This is a genomic window from Aeromicrobium sp. (genome assembly GCF_049586495.1).
GTDB lineage: Bacteria > Actinomycetota > Actinomycetes > Propionibacteriales > Nocardioidaceae > Aeromicrobium.
In genome coordinates, this window is record NZ_JBAVCB010000197.1 from 1 (window position 1) to 20797 (window position 20797).

Below are 20797 nucleotides of genomic sequence, written 5' to 3' on the forward strand. Positions count from 1 at the left end.
GTGGCCGTGCTGATCGACGCCACCATCGTGCGGGCTCTGCTGGTGCCGTCGCTGATGGCCATGCTGGGTCGGGCCAACTGGTGGGCGCCGGCGCCGCTGCGCCGGTTCCACGACCGGTTCGGCCTCAGCGAGGCCGAACCGGCGCGGTGACCGTCTACGAGATCAGACCCTTGTCGGCGAGCCACTCCTTGGCTGCGGTCGAGGCGGAGGCTTTCTCGCTGCCCTCGACCCGGTCGCGCAAGGCGATCAGGTCATCGGTGGTGAGCTGGGCGGAGATGGCGTTGAGCACGTCCTCGATCTTCTTGCTGTCAACTGACTCAGAGATCAGCGGGATGATGTTCTGAGACGAGATCATGTTCTCGGGGTCCTCGAGCACCACCAGGTTCTCGGACTTGATCGCTGGCGACGTGGTGTAGATGTCGGCCACCTGAACCGAGTCGTCGACCAACGCCTTGACGGTGTCGGGGCCACCGAAGTCCTCGATGGGGACGAACTTCACGTCGCTGGCCTTCACGCCGTAGACCTTCTCGAGCCCCGGGATGCCATAGCCGAGATCACCGAACTGCGGGTTTGCACCCAGCGCGAAGGGCACCAGCTTGGACAGGTCACCGATCGTGGTCAGGCCCTTGCTCTTGGCGGTGTCGGCGGTGACGACGTACGCGTCCTTGTCCTCGGCCTCGGCCGACGCGAGCACCTTGAGCTTGTCCTTCGCGACGGCGTCGACCAAGGCGGCGTCCACGTCTTCGGTGGTGCGCTCGGTGTAGGACTCGTCGTAGTAGGCCAGCAAATTCCCGTTGTACTCGGGAATCAGGTTGATCGAGCCATCCTGCAGAGCGGGGATGGTCTGCTGGCGCGGGCCGATGTTGAACTTGGTCTCGACTGACACACCTTCGGCCTCGAGCGCCTGGGCGTAGATCTCGGCGAGGATCTCACTCTCCGGGAAGGCGAACGAGCCGACGACGACCGTCTCGCCGTCACCGGAGGAGGTGTCGGCGCCTGTCGGGTCGCTGGCGCCGCAGGCGGTCAATGAGGCGGCGGACAGGCCGAGGAGCAGGGCAGCCACGCCGAGGCGTGGGAAGCGTGGAGTGATTGACATGTGGATATCCCTTTCAGATCATGCGTTGGTCTTGGCGTGCGGTCCGGCTGACCGCCTCACGGTGCGACGGAACATCGCGGGGCGGCGATCGGTGAGTCCCTGGGTGGCCGTGAGGCGCTGCGCCAGAGCGAAGAGCGCGTCGACTCCGAGGGCGAGGACGGTGACCAGCAGGGCGCCGCCGAGGATGCGGTCGTAGTCGTTGAGGCCGATCCCGTTGCTGATCATCCGACCCAGGCCGCCGAGGCCGGCGTACGAGGCGATGGTCACCGTCGCGATCACCTGCAGCGTCGCCGCGCGGACGCCACCGATGATCAGTGGCAGTGCGAGGGGGATCTCGACCTTGGTCAGGATCTGCCACTCGGTCATGCCGTTGGCTCGCGCCGCGTCGATGACCTGGCGGTCGACCGCCTCGAGACCGGAGTAGGCGCCGGCCAGCATCGAAGGGATCGCCAAGATCACGAACGCGATGCTGGCGCCCACGATCGGTGCCGTGTCGTAGCTCAGGAAGTAGCCGAAGACCATCAGCAGGAAGAACAGCAGCCCCAGCGTGGGCAGCGCCCGCATCGAGCCGGTGAAGCCGATCACGAACTGGCGGCCCCGGCCGGTGTGGCCGATGAAGAAGCCGAGCGGCAGCGCGATCACGGCTGCGATCGCGACCGCGATCCCGGTGTAGAGGAGGTGCTCCAGGAGCCTGTCCTGGATCGGGAACGGACTCTGGCTGCCGGGCTCCCAGTGGGAGCTGTCGAAGATCCACCTGACGGCGCTGACGAACAGGTCCATCAGCGGGCCCGTCCGCCGGCGCCGACGCCCACCAGCTCGGACTTCTGCTTCGACCGACTGGACGGGTCACGCGACCACGGCATCAGCAGGCGCCCCAGCAGCACGATGATCACGTCGAAGATCAGCGCCAGCAGCAGGCTCATGAGGATGCCCACCACGACCTCCTCCAGGATGCCGCGCTGCTTGCCCTCGCGGAACAGCACACCAAGGTTGCTCGACCCGATGATGACTCCGACCGAGACCAGCGCAATGGTGCTGACCGAGACGACCCGAAGGCCCGCGAGCAGCACCGGGCCGGCCAGAGGCAGCTCCACCCGCAGGAACCGGGCCGACGGGGAGTAGCCGATCGCCGTGGCCGCGTCGATCGTCATGGCGTCGACCGACGCGAGCGCGTCGGCGGCGGAACGCGCCATCACCGCGACGCCGTAGATGGTCAGCGCGACCACCAGGTTCGTGTCATCGAGCACCCGGGTGGGCAGGAAGAGCGGCAGCATGACGAACAGCGGCAGGGACGGAATCGTGTAGAGAAGGCTGCCGCCGGAGATGACCACGGCTCGCGTGACGGGCGTGCGGTTGGCCAACCAGCCGAGCGGGATGGCGAGCAGAAAGCTCAAGACGATCGGCAGGATCGAGAGCTTGACGTGGTTGATGGTCAGCTCACGGATCAGGTCGAGGTTGTTGAGCGTCCAGTTCACGACGGACTCGACTCTGCCCCGCCGGTCCGGTCCAGAACGCCCAGCGGGCGCCCGTCGCCGTCGACGACGAGAGTCAGGCCGCCGTCGCCCTCGCGCTGCTGCAGGTGGAGATCGCGCTTGCCCTTGTCGGCGCCGATGAAGCTCGCCACGAAGTCGTCTGCCGGGTTGGCCAAGATCTCGGCCGGCGTGCCGGTCTGGGCAATCAATCCGCCCGTGCGGAGGATCACGACCTGATCGGCGAGCACGAAGGCCTCGTCGATGTCGTGGGTGACGAAGACGACGGTCTTGCCGAGCTCACGCTGCAGCCGGTTCAGCTCGACCTGCAGGTCGTCGCGCACGATCGGGTCGACCGCTCCGAACGGCTCGTCCATCAGCAAGATGTTGGGATCGCTGGCCAGGGCTCGGGCCACGCCCACTCGCTGCTGCTGTCCGCCGGAGAGCTGACGGGGGTAGCGATCGGCCAAGCTCCTGTCGAGACCAACCTTGTCGAGCAGATCGAGCGCCGCCGCACGCGCCTCGGCCTTGGGTGTGCCGGTGAGAATCGGCACGGTGGCCACGTTGTCGATCACCTTGCGGTGCGGCAGCAGACCGGAGGCCTGCAGCACGTAGCCGATCGAACGCCGCAGCTCCACCTTGTCCTGGGACGCGACGTCGACGTCGTCGATCAGGATCTGGCCCTCGGTCGGATCGATCATCCGGTTGATCATCCGCAGCAGCGTCGTCTTGCCGCATCCCGAAGACCCCACAAACACCGTGGTCTTGTGGGAGGGCAGCACGAGACTGAAGTCCGCCACGGCCTCGGTGCCGTCCGGGAACTGCTTGGTGACGCCACGAAACTCGATCATCGCGAACCGATCGGCCGCTCGGCCGTGGGAGTGAGATTGCCGATGGAGCGGTACTCGATCATGCGGTCCTCTTTTGAGGTAGGCAGTCAGTTCGGGTCACCCGGCGAAAGGCTTGCCACAGTCTGGCGTCATCTTCGGCGAACGGCAACGCCCTGGTGCGGCGGGTCGGCGCTCGAGACCATTTTGGTGGGCCGGTCGGGCGTGCGTTACAGTTACGTTCGCGGTTCGCCGCAGCACACTAGGCCTCGTGGCGCAGTTGGTTAGCGCGCCGCCCTGTCACGGCGGAGGTCGCGGGTTCGAGTCCCGTCGAGGTCGCCAGTGTGAAGCCCACATGTTCTCGTGAACATGTGGGTTTTTGCTGCCAGAAGGGACATCATCGATAGATGGAGCCCGCACCGCTGGAGATCGTGCCCGAGGACTGGGATCGCGCCTTGTGCGTCGTGGCCCACCCCGATGACCTGGAGTTCGGCGCCGCCGCCGCCGTGGCCCGCTGGACCGACCAGGGCAAGACCGTCGGCTACGCCATGGTCACCAGCGGCGAAGCCGGCATCGACGGCATGCACCCTGACGAGTGCGGTCCCCTGCGCGAGCGTGAGGAGATCGCCTCGGCGCACGTGGTGGGCGTGGACCATGTCGAATTCCTCGGCCAGCCCGACGGTGTCCTCGAGTACGGCGTGCCGCTGCGCGCCGTCATCGCTCACGCGGTGCGCCGTTTCCGCCCCGACGTCGTGGTCACCGGCAACTTCCGGGACACGTGGGGCGGCGCGAATCTCAACCAGGCCGATCACATCGCGGTGGGCCGAGCCGTGCTTGACGCGGTGCGCGACGCCGGTAACCGCTGGGTGTTCACCGACCAGCTGACCGGCGGCCTGGAGCCGTGGGGCGGGGTGGGCACCGTGCTGGCCTTCGGGTCGCCGGATGCCGGCCACGCGGTCGACGTCACCGACACCTTCGACCGCGGAGTCGCCTCATTGGAGGCGCACTCGGCCTACATCGCCGGCCTGGGATGGGACGACTTCGATCCGCGCGAGTTTCTCGAGGGCGGCGCCCGCGCCACGGGCCAACGGCTGGGCACCACCTTCGCGGCCGCGTTCGAGCGCTTCGACATGGGCTGGGGCAGCTAGCGACTGACGTGACGCAGCTCATACCCGCCACCGGAAGGACCTAGAGCTCAAATTGGTTGAAACTTGTATGACTTCACCAATGACCGACCACTCGTTCCTGCTCTCCGACGCCGCGATCGACGTGCTGTTCCGCGAGGCGCGCACCGCGAACACCTTCACCGACGAGCCCGTCCCGGCCGCCCGAGTGCACGAGGTCTTCGACGTGGTGAAGTACGGGCCCACCGCCATGAACAACCAGCCCATGCGCCTCCTGCTCGTCGAGCAGGGCCCCGGTCGCGACCGACTGGTGCAGCACATGGGCGGAAGCAATGCGGCCAAGACAGCGACAGCGCCGCTCGTCGCCGTGATCGCTGCCGACACCGGCTTCCACGACAGGATGGACCAGCATTTCCCGATCGTCGACGATGCCCGTAGCTTCTTCCTCGACGAGGGTGCCCGGGCGGAGCAAGCGGTGTACAACACCGCGCTGCAGACTGGCTACTTCATCCTCGGGCTGCGCGCCGCGGGCCTCGCGGCCGGACCCATGGGCGGTTTCGATCGCGCCGGCGTTGACGCCGAATTCTTCGCCGACACGACGTGGACCTCCCAGCTGGTGGTCAACATCGGCCACCCCGGCGTCGACTCCTGGTTCGACCGCCTGCCGCGCATCAGCACCGACGACGCCATCCGCGCCGTCTGATCCCAACGGCGTCGCGGCCGACACGATGCGTGCCACCTCGAGGCCATCGGGTAGAGTCTGCGGCCGTACGGCCAGGTAGCTCAGTTGGTACGAGCGACCGCCTGAAAAGCGGTAGGTCGCCGGTTCGATCCCGGCCCTGGCCACTCAGATCGCCGGACATCACTCATGGGTCCTCCGTGACTCCTCGGTGGACTCAGACGATGTGGCGCTCGGGCCGTGCCTCACGTGCGGTGAATCGGGTCGCTGCCAGGGTCGTGACGTCGACGACGGGTGGCCGCTCGGTCACCAGGTCGCGCACGACCTCGCCGACACCGGGGCCCATGAGGAATCCGTGGCCAGAGAATCCGGTGGCATAGACGAAGCCCTCGACCTCTTCGGCCTGGCCGATCAACGCGTTGTGGTCCGGCGTCACCTCGTAGAGGCCGGCCCATCCGATGCGCAGACCCACCTCGTCGAGACCCACGAGGCGGTGCTGCATCACGGCAGCGAGGTGCTCGAGCCAGGAGGGGTCGCGCGCGGCGTCGACCCCCCACACGTCGTCAGCGTCCGGCGCCCCCATCAGCAGTCCGGGACCCTCGCGGTGGAAGTACAGGGAGCTCGCGAAGTCCACGGTGAACGGCGTGTGCGGATCGAGACCCGCGACGGGCGACGTGGTCGCCACGTGCCGCCGCAGCGCGTCGACCGGCAGATCCACTCCGGCCCAGCGGCCGACCTGGCGCGACCACGCCCCGGCACTGCAGACGACCGTTCGCGTACTGATCGCGCCGTGCGCGGTCTGCACCCCCGCGATCCGGCCGGACTCGACATCGACCCCCGTGACCTCGCAGCCGGTCACGATGCGCACCCCGAGTCGGCGCGCCGATCGTGCGTATCCGAGGACCACTGACTCCGGCGAGCAGTGCCCGTCGTCGGGCGACCACATCGCGCCCGCAACCTCGACCGGATTCACCAGCGGCGACAACCTGCAGGCCTCGACCGCGCCGATCATCTGGCTGTCGATGCCGAACCGGCGCTGCAGCCGGGAGGCCACGGCGAAGTCAGCCAGCTGGGCATCGTCGCGCAGCAGGAACAGGTAGCCGGATCGGTGCAGATCGATGTCCTGGTCGTGCTCGTCGCCGAACCGCTCAAAAGCCGCGAGGCTGCGCTGCGCGAGGTCGATGTTCACCTCGTCAGAAAAGGCCGTGCGCACCCCACCGGCCGCCTTCGAGGTCGACCCACCCCCGAGGTCGCCCCGCTCGAGCACGACCACGTCGGCGACTCCGGCCGCGGCCAGGTGATACGCGGCGCTGAGGCCGATGACGCCACCGCCGATGATCACGACATCGGCCGAAACCGGCGGCTGTTCACTCACTGCTGTGTCCCCCTCGTCGCGTCCCGACATCCTAGGCTGGCGACATGGACCTGGGACTGCGCGATCGCACGTACATCCTGACCGGCGCGACCAACGGCCTGGGCCTCGCGACCGCGGAGGCGCTGGTGGCCGACGGAGCACGCGTCGTGGTGTCGTCGCGCACGCAGTCGTCAGTCGACTCCGCGGTGGCCGCTCTCGGCGACCAGGCCACGGGCGTGGCGGCCGACAACAGGGACCCGTCCACCCCCGCCCGGTTGGTGGCAGCCGCCCACGAGCGGTTCGGCCGTCTCGACGGCGCCCTGATCAGCGTCGGGGGACCACCCGCCGGCACGGTTCTCGACACCACCGACGAGCTGTGGGCCGAGGCCTTCGAGACCGTCTTCGTCGGGTCCCTGAGATTGGCGCGCACCATCGCCACCGAGCTGGGCGAGGGTGGAGCGATCGCCTTCGTGCTCTCGACGTCGGCCAAGATGCCGGTCAGCGGGCTGGCGATCTCCAACGGACTGCGGCCGGGTCTGGCCATGGCAGCCAAGACCATGGCCGACGAGCTCGGTCCTCGCGGTGTCCGGGTCAACGGGCTGCTCCCCGGACGTCTGGAGACTGCACGCGTGCAGCACCTGGACTCGCTCGCCGACGATCCTGTCGCTGCACGTGCCGCCCACGAGGCCGCCATCCCGCTGCGCCGCTACGGAACTCCTGAGGAGTTCGGTCGGGTCGCCGCTTTCGTGCTGTCACCAGCCGCATCGTTCGTCACCGGGACCATGCTCGCGGTGGACGGCGGGCTGGTCCGCGGGTTGTGAAACACGTTGCAGTTGGGTGTCAACGCCACATCGAGGTGTCGTTCGCCATAGGGTCGAGACGCCCCGGCCTGCCTTCTGCACCAGAACGTCCGGAGCGCGATGGTCGTCACGGGCGGGTGGTGGGGGCTCGACGACAAGTGACCAAAGGATGGGTAGATGCGCAAAAGTGTGAAGATTGCCGCGGCAACCGCGGCGTTGGCCATGGCTGTCACCGGCTGCGGAAACGACAGCGGAGGTGGCGGCGGATCCTCGGACCGACTCGACGGCGTGTCCTTGACCGTGGGGTCGAAGGACTTCACCGAGAACATCCTGCTGGCCGAGATGTTCGCTCAAGCGTTGGAGAATGAGGGCGCCAGCGTCAACAACAAGGTCAACCTGGGTGGCACGTCAGTCAACCGCGACGCCCTGACCAGCGGCGACATCGACGTCTACCCCGAGTACAACGGCACCGGTTGGACGGTCCACCTCGGCAACGAAGACCCGAGCCAGGATCCGCAGGAGCTGTACGACGTCACTGCCAAGGCCGATCTGGAGAAGAACGGCATCCAATGGGTCGGTCTTTCGCCGTTCAACGACACCTACGGCTTCGCCGCCAACGGAGATCTGGCGAAGGCCGAGGGCGGATTCGACTTCCAGAAGATGGCCGACTACCTGAAGGCCAACCCGGACGCCACCGTCTGCATGGAGACCGAGTTCCCCGATCGTCCCGACGGCCTGGTGCTGTGGGAGAAGGCCACCGGCTACGAGCTGCCCAGCAGCCAGACGCAGATCCTCGACACAGGTCTCATCTACACCGAGACCGCTGACGGCAACTGCGACTTCGGCGAGGTCTTCACGACCGACGGCCGCATCACGGCGCTCAACCTTCAGCTTGTCGAAGATCCCGGCGTCATGATCGTCTACAACGTCTCGTTCACCATGTCCGACGAGCTCTACCAGGCCAACGCCACGGTGTACGACGAGCTGACCGACTCGATCCTTGCGGGTCTGGACAACGACAAGATGGCTGAGCTCAACGCTCTGGTCGACGTGGAGGGCACGCCGGCCGAGCGCGTGGCCGAGGACTACCTGAAGGAGGTCGGCGTCCTCTAGCCGATCACCTGCAGGCCGCACGAACACCGACGCCGTCGGGTCCATCTGGACCCGGCGGCGTCGTCGTGCGTGAGACGGACGGGCGTCAGATGCCTCGCGGCTTGAGGTACCGCTCCGCGACAGCACCCAGCCAGTCGAAGCCCAGCGCAACGATCGCGACCAGGGCTCCGCCGACGATCAGCACGGGGTCCTGGTTGAGCTTGAGGCCCGAGCTGATCGTGATGCCCAGGCCACCCCCACCGATCAAGAAGGCCAGCGTCGCCATGCCGATGTTGATGATCATGGCGATCCGGACGCCGGCCACGATGATCGGCACCGCCAGGGGCAGCTCGATGCGCGTGAGCACCCCCAGGCGAGTCATTCCCATGCCCCGCCCAGCCTCGATGACGCCGCGGTCGACCGCGTCCAGGCCCACCATCGTGTTGCGCAGCACCGGCAGCAGGGCGTACAGCGTCAACGCGTAGATGACCGTCAGCTGGCCCTGTCCGGCGACGACAAGACCCAGCACCAGCAGGCCATAGGCCGGCAGCGCCTGTCCGGCGTTGGCGACGGTGAGGACCGGGGGCCCGACGCGACGCAACGCCGGTCGGGTCAGCAGGATGCCGAGCGGGACCGCGATCAGCACCACGAGCGCCGTCGAGGCCGCCGCGATCTGGATGTGCTCGACCATCTGGGGGTAGAGCTTGCTCGACCACCCGAGCGCGGAACGTTGCTGCCGCGCCGCATTCTCCAGATCGAGGCTGTGGTGGTACCAGGCCAGCAGAGCGGCGAGACCGGCGATGAACACCGGCGCGACGAACAGGCCGATTCGCTCGAGCCGTCCCGCCACCTGAGCGCCGTCCAGCGGAGCCGCCGGCCTCGCCCCGTCACCGGAGGACGGGATCGGCGCGTCGTCCGGATCGGCCGCCAGGCTCTGGGCCTGGTCTGCGCCGCTGCCGCTCACGCGTTCGCCTCCAGCTCCTCGTAGTGCAGACGCGCCTCGAGCTGAGCCCTCCGGATCGCCCGGTTGAGGTGCGTCATGTCCACCACGCCGGCGTACGCGCCGTGCGCGTCGACCACGACCGTCTGGCCAGACGCCGACTCCACCATCAGCTCCAGCGCGTGGAACAGCGTGTCGTCAGTGCGCAGCAGCTCGCCGATCTCCTCGCCGATGTCGCCGGTGCGGGGCGTCGGGCCCGACAGGTCGTCGCGGCGGATCCACCGCAGGGGGCTCTGCGCCTCGTCCACGAGGACCAACCACTCCTGGTGCGCCTCGTCGAGCCGAGCGACGCCGGTCTCAGCGGGCTCGCTCACCGTGATGGTCGGGTAGTCGATCTTCTTCAACGAGCCGACCTGCAGGAAGTTCAGCCCCTTGATGGTCGACCCGGCTCCGATGAAATCGTCGACGAACTCGTCGACCGGATACGCCAAGATGCGCTCTGGGGTGTCGATCTGGCGGATCTTGCTGCCCTCGCCGAGGATCGCGATGCGATCGCCCATCTTGATGGCCTCATCGATGTCGTGGGTGACGAACACGATGGTCTTGTGCAGCTCGCCCTGCACGCGGAGAAACTCGTTCTGCAGGCGGTCGCGGGTGATCGGGTCGATCGCACCGAATGGCTCGTCCATCAACATGATGTCCGGATCGGCGCCCAGCGCCCGCGCGACGCCCACCCGCTGGGCCTGTCCGCCCGACAGCTCCTTGGGGAACCGATCCCGATACTGTTTGGGGTCGAGACCGACCGTGGTCATCAGGGAATCGACCTGCGTGCGAATGCGGTCCTTGTCCCACCCGAGCATGCCCGGGACCGTGGCGATGTTCTGTGCGATGGTCTGATGCGGGAACAGACCGATCTGCTGGATGACGTAGCCGATCCGGCGGCGCAGCTTGTCCGGATTGACCTCGGTGACGTCCTCGCCGTCCAACAGGATGCGGCCCGCGCTCGGCTCGATCATCCGGTTGATCAGGCGCAGCGTCGTGCTCTTGCCGCAGCCTGAGGGACCCACGAGCACGAGGATCTCGCCCTCGTGGACGTCCAGCGTCAGCTCGTCGACGGCGGGAATCTTGCTGCCGGGGTAGGTCTTGCTGACCCGGTCGAGGTGGATCTTCGGCACCTGGCTCATCATGTCCTCACGGTGGTTCGGTGGGCGGCGGGAGCGCTCATGCGCGAAGCCCCCGCGGAGTGGTCAGTCGTTGCACGACGGCGAAGACGATGTCGAGCACCAGGCCGAGCAGAACCGTGAAGACGACGCCGACCCAGACCGAGTTCGCCGCGTTGGGTAGGCCCAACCGGGTCAGGCCTGCCTGGATGAACGTGCCGAGTCCGTCGCCGCCGACCAGCACCGCAATGGCGGCGATCGACACGACCAGCAGGCTGGAGATACGGATGCCGGTCATGACGACAGGCCAGGCGAGCGGCAGCTTGACGCGGACGAGCTGCTGCACCGAGCTCATGCCCATGCCCTTGGCGGACTCGATGACGGCCGGGGAGACTGCGTCCAGCCCGGTGACGGTGTTGCGCAGAATCGGCAGGATCGCGTAGAGGAACAGCGCAAGCATGGCGGGTGGATTGCCGATGCCGAGGATCGGAATGAACAGGGCGAACATCGCCAGAGACGGGATCGTCAGCAGGATGCCGGAGATCGTCAGCGCGATCACGCGAGCCACGGGCCGTCGTTGGACGTACACGCCCAGCAGCACCGAGAAGACGGTCGCGGCGGCGACGACGATGAGGGTGATCCGTGCGTGGGCGAGGGTGGCCTCGAGGATGAATTCGAAGTTGTCCTGAACGTAGGTGAACCAGTCTGCGAACGCTTCCACGTGTTCCTTCCGGGTGCGGGTGCCCGCCTTACCCTACGCAGGTTGCACGATTGGTACCGATGAATCGGCGCTGCCGCATCCCTCCGCTCAGCGCCGCGGCAGGACCGGATGCTCCTCGTGCTCGGCCTGTGGCTCCCAGCCGGGCGGCCCGAACACGTAGCCCATCTTGTTGCGCACGCCACGGGTCCCGCGCACGTCGCGCACCATCTGCACGTAGTCGCCGTACTGCAGACGCAGCAGGTTGTAGGTGTCAACCTGGCGGGTGAGACCGTACGTCGGACGATGCTCCTCGCGGGTGAAGGTGCCGAACAAGCGGTCCCAGATGATGAGGATGCCGCCATAGTTCTTGTCCAGATACTCCGGGTCGCTGCCGTGGTGCACCCGGTGGTGCGATGGCGTGTTGAAGACGTACTCGATCGGTCGCCACATGCGGTCGACCAGCTCGGTGTGCACGTAGAACTGGTAGATCAGGTTGATGCCGAAGGCCACGTAGATGGTCCAGGGTGCAAAGCCCAGCAAGGGCAGCGGAAGCCAGAAGAAGAACTCAAACCATGGGTTCCACTTCTGCCGCAGGGCGGTGCCAAAGTTCATGAATTCGCTGGAGTGGTGGGCCTGGTGACCGGCCCAACCCACCCGCACACGGTGCGAGAAGCGGTGGTGCCAGTAATAGCCCAGATCGAGTCCGATCATGACCAACACCCAGTACCACCAGGTGTCGGTCGGCAGCTGCCACGGAGCCAGGTAGGTGTAGATCGCGACGAAGGCGAAGAAGGTGCTGACCTTGAACGCGGTCAGGAAGAACACCGAGCCGACCCCCATCGAGATCGAGGCGCGTGCGTCCTTGAAGGCGTAACCGGTCGTGGTGTCGTCGTGATCGAGCCAACGCAGGGCACCGATCTCGATCAGAATGGTCAACACGAAGAACGGTGCCGCGTACGTGACCGGATTCTTCAGCGGGTCCAGCACTTCGTCCATGTGGCCACTCCTGACGTCTCCGCTATATGACCTGCGAGTAAGTTACCACATGGTCAATCCATCGGATAGGGTTCACGCATGGCCCGATCGAACGCCGGAACCAAGGGCGTCCCCCGGCTCGACCGCGAGACCCAGATCCTCGACGTCGCCTCGGTCGCGTTCGGCACCGAGGGATATGCCGCCACCTCGGTCGCCGACATCGCCGACCGGGCTGGCATCTCCAAGCCGCTGGTCTACAACTACTTCGGCTCCAAGGACGGGTTGTTCCTCGCCTGCATCGAGCGCGCCGGCGCGGTGCTCGCTGAGGAGATCGAGCGGGTTGCTCGGCTCGATGCCGTCGGCATTCAACGGGGCGTCAACACGCTCGCCGCGATGTTCGACCTGCTGGAGCAGCAACGCCACCTGTGGCGGATCGTGATCGATCCCACGGCGCCCACGTCCGGTCCTATCGCCGACGCCACAGCGTCCTACACCGCTCGCATCACCACATTGGCCCGCGAAGGGGTGAGCGAGATGCTCGCCGTCAGCGGGGTGAACGACACTCTCGACGTCGACGCGATGACCCGCGTGTGGCTCGGCATCGTCGACTCCTTGATGGCCTGGTGGGTCGAGCACCCGGACCAGTCGGCCGAGCAGATGCTGCGCCGATGCGTGCGACTCATCACCGCGTTGTTCGACGTGGGCGCTCGACGATGAACCTGACCGGACGCACTGTCGTCATCACTGGGTCCTCCAGCGGCATCGGCGCGCAGGCCGCTCGCCAGCTGGCTGCTCGCGGTGCAACGGTGTGCCTGCTGGCCCGTCGGGCCGACGAGCTGGAGGTGCTGCGCAGCGAGATCGTGGCGGCTGGCGGATCGGCTCGCGCCTACCGCGTCGACCTCACCGACCCGGACGGCTGCGCCGCTGCTGCTGCGCAGATCCTGGCCGATCACCCGGTCATCGATGTGCTGGTGAACAATGCCGGCCGGTCGATCCGCCGCCCCATCCGCGACTCCCTGGACCGCCTCCACGATCACGAGCGGGTCATGGCGATCAACTACTTCGGCGCCGTTCGGCTCACCAGCCTGCTGCTGCCGCGGTTCCTCGAGCAGGGTCACGGGCACGTGACCTTCTCCTCGACCATGTCGACCCAGCTGCCCATCCCGCTGTTCTCGGCCTATCTGGCCAGCAAGAGTGCTGTGGAGTCGTACGCACGCTCCCTGATGGCCGAGCTGGGCCACTGCGGCATCTCGACGACGATCGTCTATTTTCCCATGGTGCGCACCGAGATGTCCGGCGCCACCGCGATCTACTCAGCCATGCCGATGCTGACCGCCGAGGAGGGGGGCACCTGGATCGTCAAGGCCGTCACCGCTCGACCGACCCGCGTCACGAGCCTGCAGGGGGCCGTCAGCCAGGTGGGCATGTCGGTGCTCCCGGGTGTCCTCTCCAAGGTCTCAGCGCCGATGTTCCGCCGCATGGACGCCGCCTTGGCCCGTCGATCGCAGCGCTGATCCAGCGCGGTCGGTCCCCGGGCCCGACCGCCTCGAAGGTCCCTGACGCATGCACGGCCACCAGCGTCGGCGCGCTACCATCGACGTGAGCCACATCACCCCGTGTCTCGATCGTTGAACCGGCCCATCATCGCCGGTTCGTCACCCGACCACAGAGAGCACCACCGTGACCCCTCAGACCCCGTCAGCCTTCGGCACCCACCACGAGCAAGTTGTCTTCTGCCACGACGAAGCCAGTGGACTCAAGGCGATCATCGCCATCTACTCCACGGCCCTCGGCCCGGCCCTCGGGGGAACGCGGTTCTTCCCGTACGCCTCGGAAGCCGATGCGCTGGCCGACGTCCTCAATCTCTCGCAGGGCATGGCGTACAAGAACGCCCTCGCCGGCCTCGACCTCGGTGGCGGCAAAGCCGTGATCATCGGCGATCCGAAACTCATCAAGACCGAGGCGCTGCTGCGGGCCTACGGCCGATTCGTGCAGAGTCTCAACGGCCGCTACTACACCGCGTGCGACGTCGGCACCTTCAGCCCCGACATGGACCTGATCGGCCGCGAGTGCGACTACGTCACCGGACGCACGGTCGAGCACGGCGGAGCTGGCGATTCATCGGTGCTCACGGCATTCGGCGTCTACCAAGGCATGCGCGCCTCGGCCCAGCATGTCTGGGGCGACTCCTCGCTCGGCGGGCGGACGATCGGTGTCGCCGGGGTCGGCAAGGTCGGCAAGCACCTGACCCGCCACCTGCTCGACGAGGGCGCACATGTCGTCATCACCGATCCGTGGGCGCCAGCCGTCGAAGCAATGACCGCCGAGCATCCCGCGCTGCGCGTGGTCGGTGACGTCGGCGCCATGGTGCGTGAGCCCCTCGACATCTACGCCCCCTGCGCTCTCGGTGGCGCTCTGGACGACGAGGTCGTCGAGGTGCTTGAGGCCAAGATCGTGTGCGGTGCAGCCAACAACCAGCTCGCCCACGACGGCATCGAGAAGCGGCTCGAGGAGCGCGACATCGTCTACGCGCCGGACTACTGCGTCAACGCGGGTGGCGTCATGCAGGTTGCCGACGAGCTGGATCCGTCCGGGTTTGACTTCGACCGCGCCAAGTCGCAGGCGACCAAGATCTACGACACGACGCTCGAGGTGCTCACGCACGCCGCTGAGCAGGGGGTGTCGCCGTCGATCGCCGCCGATCGGGTGGCCGAGCAGCGCATGCGCGACGTGGGTCGTCTGCGTCAGGTGTTTCTGCCCTGATGCACCACTTCACGGGAGATCCGACGCGTCGGGTCTTCCGTGAGGCGCAGCACGCTCAGCTGGCCGCTGGGCCTTCGCGTTCGAGATCGCGATACTGCTCCGGGATCGGGTCTCCCGATTCGCCATGGAGCTCGCGCTGCAGGGTGTTGAAGTCGGTGTCTGGAGTCCGATACTTCAAATCGCGCGCAACTTTGGTCTGTTTGGCTTTCGCACGGCCGCGACCCATAAGGTTCGACCCCCTCGCAGAACTAGTTAGTCAATTCGTGCCTTCAGCCTACCCAAAGGATGGGCGATTCTCGCACCGACCCCCCGGCAGCGTGTGGACAGACTGTGGTTGCAGCCGGTTCAGGGGTGATCGTTGACCATCGTGACGGTTCCGCCCGCTCCGTGGACGCTCGCAGCACCGACCTGACCCGCGATCCAGGCATCGACGCCGTGCTCAGCCAACAGCCGTATCGCGGCGTCCGCCGCGTCGGCCGCCACCATGGCGATCATGCCGACGCCCATGTTCAACGCCTGCTCCAGCGCGGGTCGTTCCACCCCGCCCAGCTCGCCGACCATGGTGAAGATCGGCTGCGGCGACCAGGTGGAGCGATCGACGACGACCGACACGTCATCAGGCACGACCCGCGCCAGGTTGGCCGCGAGCCCTCCGCCCGTGATGTGCGACATCGCGTGCACCTCAACGCCAGCGGCGAGCGCCAGGCACGGCAACGTGTACAGCCGAGTCGGGATCAGCAGCTGCTCGCCGAGCGTGCTGGAGAACTCGGGCACCTGGCGGTCCAGCGACCAGCCCGCCTGGCCAAAGAACACCTGTCGCACCAGCGAATATCCGTTGGAGTGCAACCCGCTGGCAGCCATGGCGACGACCACATCCCCCGAACGCACCCGCTCAGGCCCGAGCAGCCGGTCAGCTTCGACGACGCCCGTGGTGGAGCCGGCGATGTCGTACTCGTCCACTCCCAGCAAGCCGGGGTGCTCGGCGGTCTCGCCACCGAGCAGCGCCGTGCCGGTCTCGGCACACGCCTGCGCGATGCCCTTGACGATGTCCGCGATGCGCTCAGGCACGACCTTGCCGCACGCGATGTAGTCGGTCATGAACAGCGGCTCGGCACCGCAGACGACCAGATCGTCGACCAGCATGCCCACCAGGTCGAAGCCGATGGTGTCGTGGACATCCATGCGCTGGGCGATCTGCACCTTGGTGCCGACTCCATCAGCGGACGTGGCCAGGAGCGGTCGGGTGTAGTCCTTGAGCGCAGAGGCGTCGAACAGGCCGGCGAAGCCACCGATGCCGCCCACGACCTCTGGGCGTCGGGCCTTGTCGACCCATTCCCTCATGAGCTCGACCGCGCGATCGCCCTCCGCGACCGAGACTCCCGCGCTGGCATAGTCGGTGGTCGGTCTGTCCGACGAGGTGTCGAGCCTGGGCGAATTCGTCACTGGATCACCTTGAACGTGGGGGCGCCGGCGGGCGCTTCAAGCAGATGCTGCCCGATCACGTCGTCCTCGGGGAGCGGCACCGGGTAGATGCCGTCGAAGCACGCGCGGCACACATCATCCTTGGGCAGGTTCGTGGCCTCGATGAGCTGCTCCAGCGTGACGTAGGCCAAGGAGTCTGCCCCGATGGACCGGCAGATCTCGTCGACCGAAATGCCATTGGCGATCAGCTCGGCCGGCGAGGCGAAGTCGATGCCGTAGAAGCAGGGCCACTTGACCGGCGGTGAGGCGATGCGGACGTGCACCTCGGCAGCGCCGAACTCGTGCAGCATGCGCACCAGCGCGCGCTGGGTGTTGCCGCGCACGATCGAATCATCGACCACGATGAGTCGCTTGCCGGCGATGACATCACGCAGCGGATTGAGCTTCAGACGAATGCCGAGCTGTCGGATGGTCTGCGAGGGCTGGATGAAGGTGCGGCCGACGTAGGAGTTCTTGACCAGGCCGTGGCCGAACGGAATGCCGCTCTCCTCGGCGTAGCCGATGGCAGCGGGCGTGCCAGACTCCGGCACCGGGATGACCAGATCGGCTTCCACCGGGAACTCCCGTGCCAGCCGGCGGCCGATCTCAGCTCGCACCGAGAAGACCTTCTGGCCCGAGATGGTGGTGTCAGGTCGCGCGAGGTAGACGTACTCGAAGATGCAGCCCTTGGGCTCGGGCTCGGCGAAGTGCTCCGTCCGCAACCCGGCCTCGTCGATCGCGACGAACTCCCCCGGTTCGATCTCCCTGACGAAGGACGCGCCGACGATGTCGAGTGCGGCGGTCTCGCTGGCGATGACCCAACCGCGCTCGAGACGTCCGAGCACGAGAGGGCGGATGCCCTGGGGGTCGCGCGCCGCATAGAGCGTGGTCTCGTCCATGAAGACCAGCGAGAACGCGCCGCGCAGCTGCGGCAGCACCTCCAGCGCCGCCTCCTCGACCGACCGGTCCGGGTACGACGCCAGCAGGGAAGCCATGACCGAGGTGTCAGAGGTCGCGGTCTCGCCGCGACCGGAGTCCGAGGCCTGCGCCGTCAGCCGCTCGGCGAGGACGCCGGCGAGCTCGTGGGTGTTGGTCAGATTGCCGTTGTGCCCCAGGGCGACAGAGCCGGACGCTGTGGGACGAAAGGTGGGCTGGGCGTTGTGCCAGACGCTCGATCCGGTCGTGGAGTAGCGGGTGTGCCCGATGGCGATCTCGCCCGTGAGCGACTCCAACGTCGACTCATCGAAGACCTGGGACACCAGACCCATGTCCTTGTACACCAAGATCTGGCGACGGTTGCTGACCGCGATGCCGGCTGATTCCTGGCCGCGATGCTGCAACGCGTACAGCCCGAAGTAGGTCAGCTTGGCGACCTCTTCGCCCGGTGCCCAGACGCCGAACACGCCGCAGGCGTCCTGCGGTCCGGCGTCCTGAGGATTGAGCTCGTGGGTGAGTTGTCCGTCTCCGCGGGGCACCGCTCCAGTGTAGGGGTGGCACGGCTGGCCGCTGACCAGATGGTCCGGTTGGGGCGAGCTGGCAAATTTTTCAGCTTGCTCTCCGAGCGCCGGACCGGTCGAATGGACCCATGGCTACCCACACCGTCACTGTCGAACGCACCATCGCCGCTCCGCCGGAGGACATCTTCGCCTTCGTCGCGGACGCATCACGGCATCAGGAGATCGACGGGTCAGGAACGGTCCGGGACGTCAAGGGCGTCAGCGAACCGCTTCGCCTGGGATCGAAGTTCGGCATGTCGATGCACATGGGCATCGGGTACTCCACGGTCAACGAGGTCATCGAGTTTGAGCAGGACCGTCGCATCGCCTGGCAGACGTCGGGTGTGGGCGGACTCGTCGGTGGGCGCATCTGGCGCTACGAGCTGGCGCCTGTCGACGGCGGCACGCTGGTGCGCGAGACGTGGGACCTGACCCGCGACAAGCAACGCTTTCTGCTCGCCCGCAGCTCGATGGTCGGCGGCTCCGGCAAGGCCATGACCAAGACGTTGGCCCGGATCGCCAGCCTGGTCGAGCGCCGCTGAGGGCAAGGACGCGGCCCCGATCATGCAGGGGTGGGCCGGGGGCGCGACATCGTGTCCGGTGGCCGGCGTCGACGACGACTCGCACGCCATCTTCCGGCGACGCGCGTGACGCATGGGGCACGCGGGATTGGTGGGACTTGCCCGCACGCTGGCCATTTCGGGGTTATCCTCAAGAATGCCTCTGGTGACTTCCCCCGCCCGACGGTGGTTTCCGACTCTCCTTCTGGGTCTGCTCCTGCCGCTTCTTGCCGTCCCGCCCGCCCATGCCGAGCCGTCCGCTCCCGGCAGCATCGAAGGCTACGGCTTCGATGCGTGCGTCGCTCCGGACCAAGCGACGATGGACGCCTGGAACCTGTACTCGCCCTACTCAGCGGTGGGCATCTACGTCTCGGGCAACTCGCGGTACTGCCACGACGCCTACCAGCGGAATCTCAGCAGGACGTGGGTCGCCAAGAACGCGTCCCACGGTTGGCGCTTCCTGCCGATCCATGTCGGCTACCAGGCACCGTGCTTCAGCAACAATCCAAGGAGCCGGGTGCAGAAGAAGAAGATGTCGACCTCGTGGACGAAGGCGCGCGAACAGGCCCGCTCCGACGCGGCCGAGAACATCGCAGCCTTGAAGAAGTACGGATTTGGCGCTGGCAGCGTCGGCTACCTCGACATCGAGTGGTACTCCCGGAGCAACAAGACCTGCAATGACGCCGTGCTGCGCTTCATCGATGAATGGACCATTCGCCTGCATGAAGCAGGCTACAAGTCCGGCCTGTACTCCAGCGCTTCCGCGGCCATCCAATCGGTCGACGCAGTCAGATCAGCCAGCTGGTTCCACGCACCGGACCAGCTGTGGCTCGCCTGGGGCAACAAGAAGGCGGACACCGATGGCGGCCCCTACCTGCGCGACGACGGCTGGGCCAAACACCAACGCGTGCACCAGTACCACCTCGACGTCGCCGCCACTCACGGCGGCAAGCGACTGGTGATCGACAAGAACTACCTCGACACGGGCCACGGATCTCGTGCCGGCAAGGACCCCCAGCCCTGCGGCGTCAAGATGTCCTTCACGGCGTACCCGGATCTGAAGGTCGGATCCCGAGGCCCTGAGGTGGCGGCACTGGAGTGCCTGCTGCGCCAGCAGACCGGACAGAAGACGGTCAACACCTACTTCGGGACGCAGACCCGCGACAACCTCGACGCTTTCCGCAAGCGACTCGGCTGGTCACCGATCGGCCGCACGACGCCGAAGACCTGGACCGCACTTCTGTCCGCCGAGAAGAGCCCCCGGGTCCTGAAGCGCGGGTCCGTCGGATCGCACGTGTGGCGGCTGCAGCGATCACTGGTCGCTGCGGGCTACGGCTCCGTACTCACAGGCGTCTTCGACGCTCGCACCGAGTCGGCCGTCAGGTCCTACCGCTCAGCCGTCAAGCAACCCGCGTATCCGACCGCCGAGTCAACACTGTGGGCCAAGCTGCGCCGAGGTTCGGCCGCGAGGTCGTAGCCGGACTGAGTCATGGTCGACACCCACCATTCACGGTGTGGCATCAGCGATCAGCGGCAGCAACCCGGACAGGTCAGACCGCGCCCCTGAAGCCCGCAGGGTCGCGTGGGACCAAGCCAGCCGCCCACGTGCGAGGGCGATCCATGTCAGCGCGTCCATCTCCACGACGGCCGGAGGTGTTCCGCGGGTGTGGCTCGCCCCTGCGATGCACTGCACGACCGCGAACGGCGGGACCCGCACCTCGACGGAGGCACCGGGCGCGACCGTGGCCAACACGGTCAGCAGGTGCCACGTGGCGGCCTTCAGGTCGTCGCGGCCAGCAGTGCCAGAGTCGATCCGATGGAAGATCTCGGACAACTGGTCCGGGTCGAGCACGCGACCACGCCTCATGATCGGCCGACCCGGTCAGGCGAGGGCGTCGGGGAGCGTTGCCTGCCACGCGGTGCGCAGCTCGGCGACATCGACACTGAATTCGTCCCCGACCTCGAGCGTGCTGCCACCGGTGCGGCCGACGGACGCGAGCGGGACGCCGTGCTTCTGCGCGAGATCGACCAGCTCTTCGTGACGGTGCGGGCTGACCACGACCATGGCGCGTGCCGACGACTCGCTGAACAGCTCGATGAACGGATCCTCCAGCACCACGGCCGCGCCGATGCCGTGGCGGAAGCTGGCCTCGGCCAGCGCCATGCCCAAGCCGCCATCGGACAAGTCGTGCGCTGATTCGAGCACTCCGGCGGCGGCCGCCTCCAGCATCAGCTCGGCCAAGGCGCGCTCAGCCTCCAGGTCGACCCGCGGCGGGAGGCCGCCCAGGTGCTGGTGGATGA

23 protein-coding genes and 2 tRNA genes are annotated in these 20797 nt (G+C 67.1%); 11 read left to right on the forward strand and 14 right to left on the reverse strand.

Features of this window, described 5'->3' with window-relative positions:
* Nucleotides 1-154: 154 nt before the first annotated feature.
* Genes WB508_RS10455 through WB508_RS10470 form a run of 4 tightly spaced genes read right to left on the reverse strand, consistent with a single transcriptional unit; the run spans nt 155 to nt 3416 of the window.
* Nucleotides 155-1096, reverse strand: coding sequence for an ABC transporter substrate-binding protein (locus WB508_RS10455; protein WP_423844825.1), 942 nt, complete (start codon nt 1094-1096; stop codon nt 155-157).
* A gap of 18 nt (nt 1097-1114) precedes the next feature.
* Nucleotides 1115-1876, reverse strand: a complete 762-nt coding sequence (locus WB508_RS10460) for an ABC transporter permease (protein ID WP_423844826.1) — start codon at nt 1874-1876, stop codon at nt 1115-1117.
* Complete coding sequence (locus WB508_RS10465; protein ID WP_423844827.1) at nt 1876-2571, reverse strand: ABC transporter permease; 696 nt, start codon at nt 2569-2571, stop codon at nt 1876-1878. The genes WB508_RS10460 and WB508_RS10465 overlap by 1 nt, the downstream gene beginning before the upstream one ends.
* Nucleotides 2568-3416, reverse strand: coding sequence for an ABC transporter ATP-binding protein (locus tag WB508_RS10470; protein WP_423844828.1), 849 nt, complete (start codon nt 3414-3416; stop codon nt 2568-2570). The genes WB508_RS10465 and WB508_RS10470 overlap by 4 nt, the downstream gene beginning before the upstream one ends.
* A 241-nt stretch (nt 3417-3657) precedes the next feature.
* On the opposite strand from WB508_RS10470, the gene WB508_RS10475 reads away from it, so the two are divergent.
* The 4 genes from WB508_RS10475 to WB508_RS10490 all read left to right on the forward strand — a co-directional run bounded on the left by WB508_RS10475 (nt 3658) and on the right by WB508_RS10490 (nt 5362).
* Nucleotides 3658-3734: transfer RNA gene (locus tag WB508_RS10475), tRNA-Asp, on the forward strand.
* Nucleotides 3735-3799: 65 nt separating this feature from the next.
* A complete protein-coding gene (locus WB508_RS10480; protein ID WP_423844829.1) occupies nt 3800-4540 on the forward strand; it encodes a PIG-L deacetylase family protein in 741 nt (246 codons plus the stop codon).
* Nucleotides 4541-4619: 79 nt separating this feature from the next.
* Nucleotides 4620-5219, forward strand: coding sequence for a malonic semialdehyde reductase (locus tag WB508_RS10485; RefSeq protein ID WP_423844830.1), 600 nt, complete (start codon nt 4620-4622; stop codon nt 5217-5219).
* Nucleotides 5220-5288: 69 nt separating this feature from the next.
* Nucleotides 5289-5362: transfer RNA gene (locus WB508_RS10490), tRNA-Phe, on the forward strand.
* 50 nt (nt 5363-5412) lie between these two features.
* On the opposite strand, the gene WB508_RS10495 is transcribed toward WB508_RS10490, so the two are convergent.
* A complete protein-coding gene (locus WB508_RS10495; protein WP_423844831.1) occupies nt 5413-6570 on the reverse strand; it encodes an NAD(P)/FAD-dependent oxidoreductase in 1158 nt (385 codons plus the stop codon).
* A gap of 44 nt (nt 6571-6614) precedes the next feature.
* Between WB508_RS10495 and WB508_RS10500 the strand changes: the two genes are divergently transcribed.
* Together WB508_RS10500 and WB508_RS10505 are read left to right on the forward strand one after the other, a co-directional pair.
* On the forward strand, nt 6615-7370 hold the full coding sequence (locus WB508_RS10500) for an SDR family oxidoreductase (protein WP_423844832.1): 756 nt from the start codon (nt 6615-6617) through the stop codon (nt 7368-7370).
* A gap of 156 nt (nt 7371-7526) precedes the next feature.
* Nucleotides 7527-8462 (forward strand): glycine betaine ABC transporter substrate-binding protein, encoded by a 936-nt coding sequence (locus WB508_RS10505; protein ID WP_423844833.1) that lies wholly within the window; start codon nt 7527-7529, stop codon nt 8460-8462.
* 85 nt (nt 8463-8547) lie between these two features.
* Here WB508_RS10505 and WB508_RS10510 read toward each other — a convergent pair whose 3' ends face one another.
* The 4 genes from WB508_RS10510 to WB508_RS10525 all read right to left on the reverse strand — a co-directional run bounded on the left by WB508_RS10510 (nt 8548) and on the right by WB508_RS10525 (nt 12237).
* Nucleotides 8548-9405, reverse strand: coding sequence for an ABC transporter permease (locus tag WB508_RS10510; protein ID WP_423844834.1), 858 nt, complete (start codon nt 9403-9405; stop codon nt 8548-8550).
* A complete protein-coding gene (locus WB508_RS10515; protein WP_423844835.1) occupies nt 9402-10568 on the reverse strand; it encodes an ABC transporter ATP-binding protein in 1167 nt (388 codons plus the stop codon). The genes WB508_RS10510 and WB508_RS10515 overlap by 4 nt, the downstream gene beginning before the upstream one ends.
* A 34-nt stretch (nt 10569-10602) precedes the next feature.
* Nucleotides 10603-11262, reverse strand: a complete 660-nt coding sequence (locus tag WB508_RS10520) for an ABC transporter permease (protein ID WP_423844836.1) — start codon at nt 11260-11262, stop codon at nt 10603-10605.
* Between the two features lie 87 nt (nt 11263-11349).
* Nucleotides 11350-12237 (reverse strand): sterol desaturase family protein, encoded by an 888-nt coding sequence (locus WB508_RS10525; protein ID WP_423844837.1) that lies wholly within the window; start codon nt 12235-12237, stop codon nt 11350-11352.
* 78 nt (nt 12238-12315) lie between these two features.
* Between WB508_RS10525 and WB508_RS10530 the strand changes: the two genes are divergently transcribed.
* From WB508_RS10530 to WB508_RS10540, 3 genes are all read left to right on the forward strand, one after another.
* Entirely contained in the window at nt 12316-12933 is a 618-nt protein-coding gene (locus tag WB508_RS10530) for a TetR/AcrR family transcriptional regulator (protein WP_423844838.1), read from the forward strand.
* Complete coding sequence (locus WB508_RS10535; protein WP_423844839.1) at nt 12930-13730, forward strand: SDR family NAD(P)-dependent oxidoreductase; 801 nt, start codon at nt 12930-12932, stop codon at nt 13728-13730. Before WB508_RS10530 ends, WB508_RS10535 begins: the two co-directional genes overlap by 4 nt.
* Before the next feature lie 166 nt (nt 13731-13896).
* On the forward strand, nt 13897-14979 hold the full coding sequence (locus WB508_RS10540) for a Glu/Leu/Phe/Val dehydrogenase dimerization domain-containing protein (RefSeq protein ID WP_423844840.1): 1083 nt from the start codon (nt 13897-13899) through the stop codon (nt 14977-14979).
* A gap of 55 nt (nt 14980-15034) precedes the next feature.
* Here WB508_RS10540 and WB508_RS10545 read toward each other — a convergent pair whose 3' ends face one another.
* From WB508_RS10545 to purF, 3 genes are all read right to left on the reverse strand, one after another.
* Nucleotides 15035-15205 carry a DUF3073 domain-containing protein gene (locus WB508_RS10545; protein ID WP_423844841.1) on the reverse strand — a complete coding sequence of 57 codons (171 nt, stop codon included), beginning with the start codon at nt 15203-15205 and terminating at the stop codon, nt 15035-15037.
* A gap of 119 nt (nt 15206-15324) precedes the next feature.
* Complete coding sequence (purM, locus tag WB508_RS10550) at nt 15325-16422, reverse strand: phosphoribosylformylglycinamidine cyclo-ligase (protein WP_423844842.1); 1098 nt, start codon at nt 16420-16422, stop codon at nt 15325-15327.
* Complete coding sequence (purF, locus tag WB508_RS10555) at nt 16419-17915, reverse strand: amidophosphoribosyltransferase (protein ID WP_423844843.1); 1497 nt, start codon at nt 17913-17915, stop codon at nt 16419-16421. Before purF ends, purM begins: the two co-directional genes overlap by 4 nt.
* A 110-nt stretch (nt 17916-18025) precedes the next feature.
* Here purF and WB508_RS10560 point away from each other — a divergent pair, with 110 nt between their 5' ends.
* Both WB508_RS10560 and WB508_RS10565 read left to right on the forward strand, forming a co-directional pair.
* The gene (locus WB508_RS10560; RefSeq protein ID WP_423844844.1) at nt 18026-18478 is read left to right on the forward strand and encodes an SRPBCC family protein; all 453 of its coding nucleotides are present in this window, start codon (nt 18026-18028) and stop codon (nt 18476-18478) included.
* Between the two features lie 184 nt (nt 18479-18662).
* Nucleotides 18663-19973, forward strand: a complete 1311-nt coding sequence (locus WB508_RS10565) for a glycoside hydrolase domain-containing protein (RefSeq protein WP_423844845.1) — start codon at nt 18663-18665, stop codon at nt 19971-19973.
* 30 nt (nt 19974-20003) lie between these two features.
* On the opposite strand, the gene WB508_RS10570 is transcribed toward WB508_RS10565, so the two are convergent.
* Nucleotides 20004-20348: a sterol carrier family protein gene (locus tag WB508_RS10570; protein ID WP_423844846.1), complete on the reverse strand. Its 345-nt coding sequence runs from the start codon at nt 20346-20348 to the stop codon at nt 20004-20006.
* A 30-nt stretch (nt 20349-20378) separates the two neighbouring features.
* On the reverse strand, nt 20379-20797 hold a 419-nt coding region (locus tag WB508_RS10575), incomplete at its 5' end, for an AIR synthase-related protein (RefSeq protein WP_423844847.1).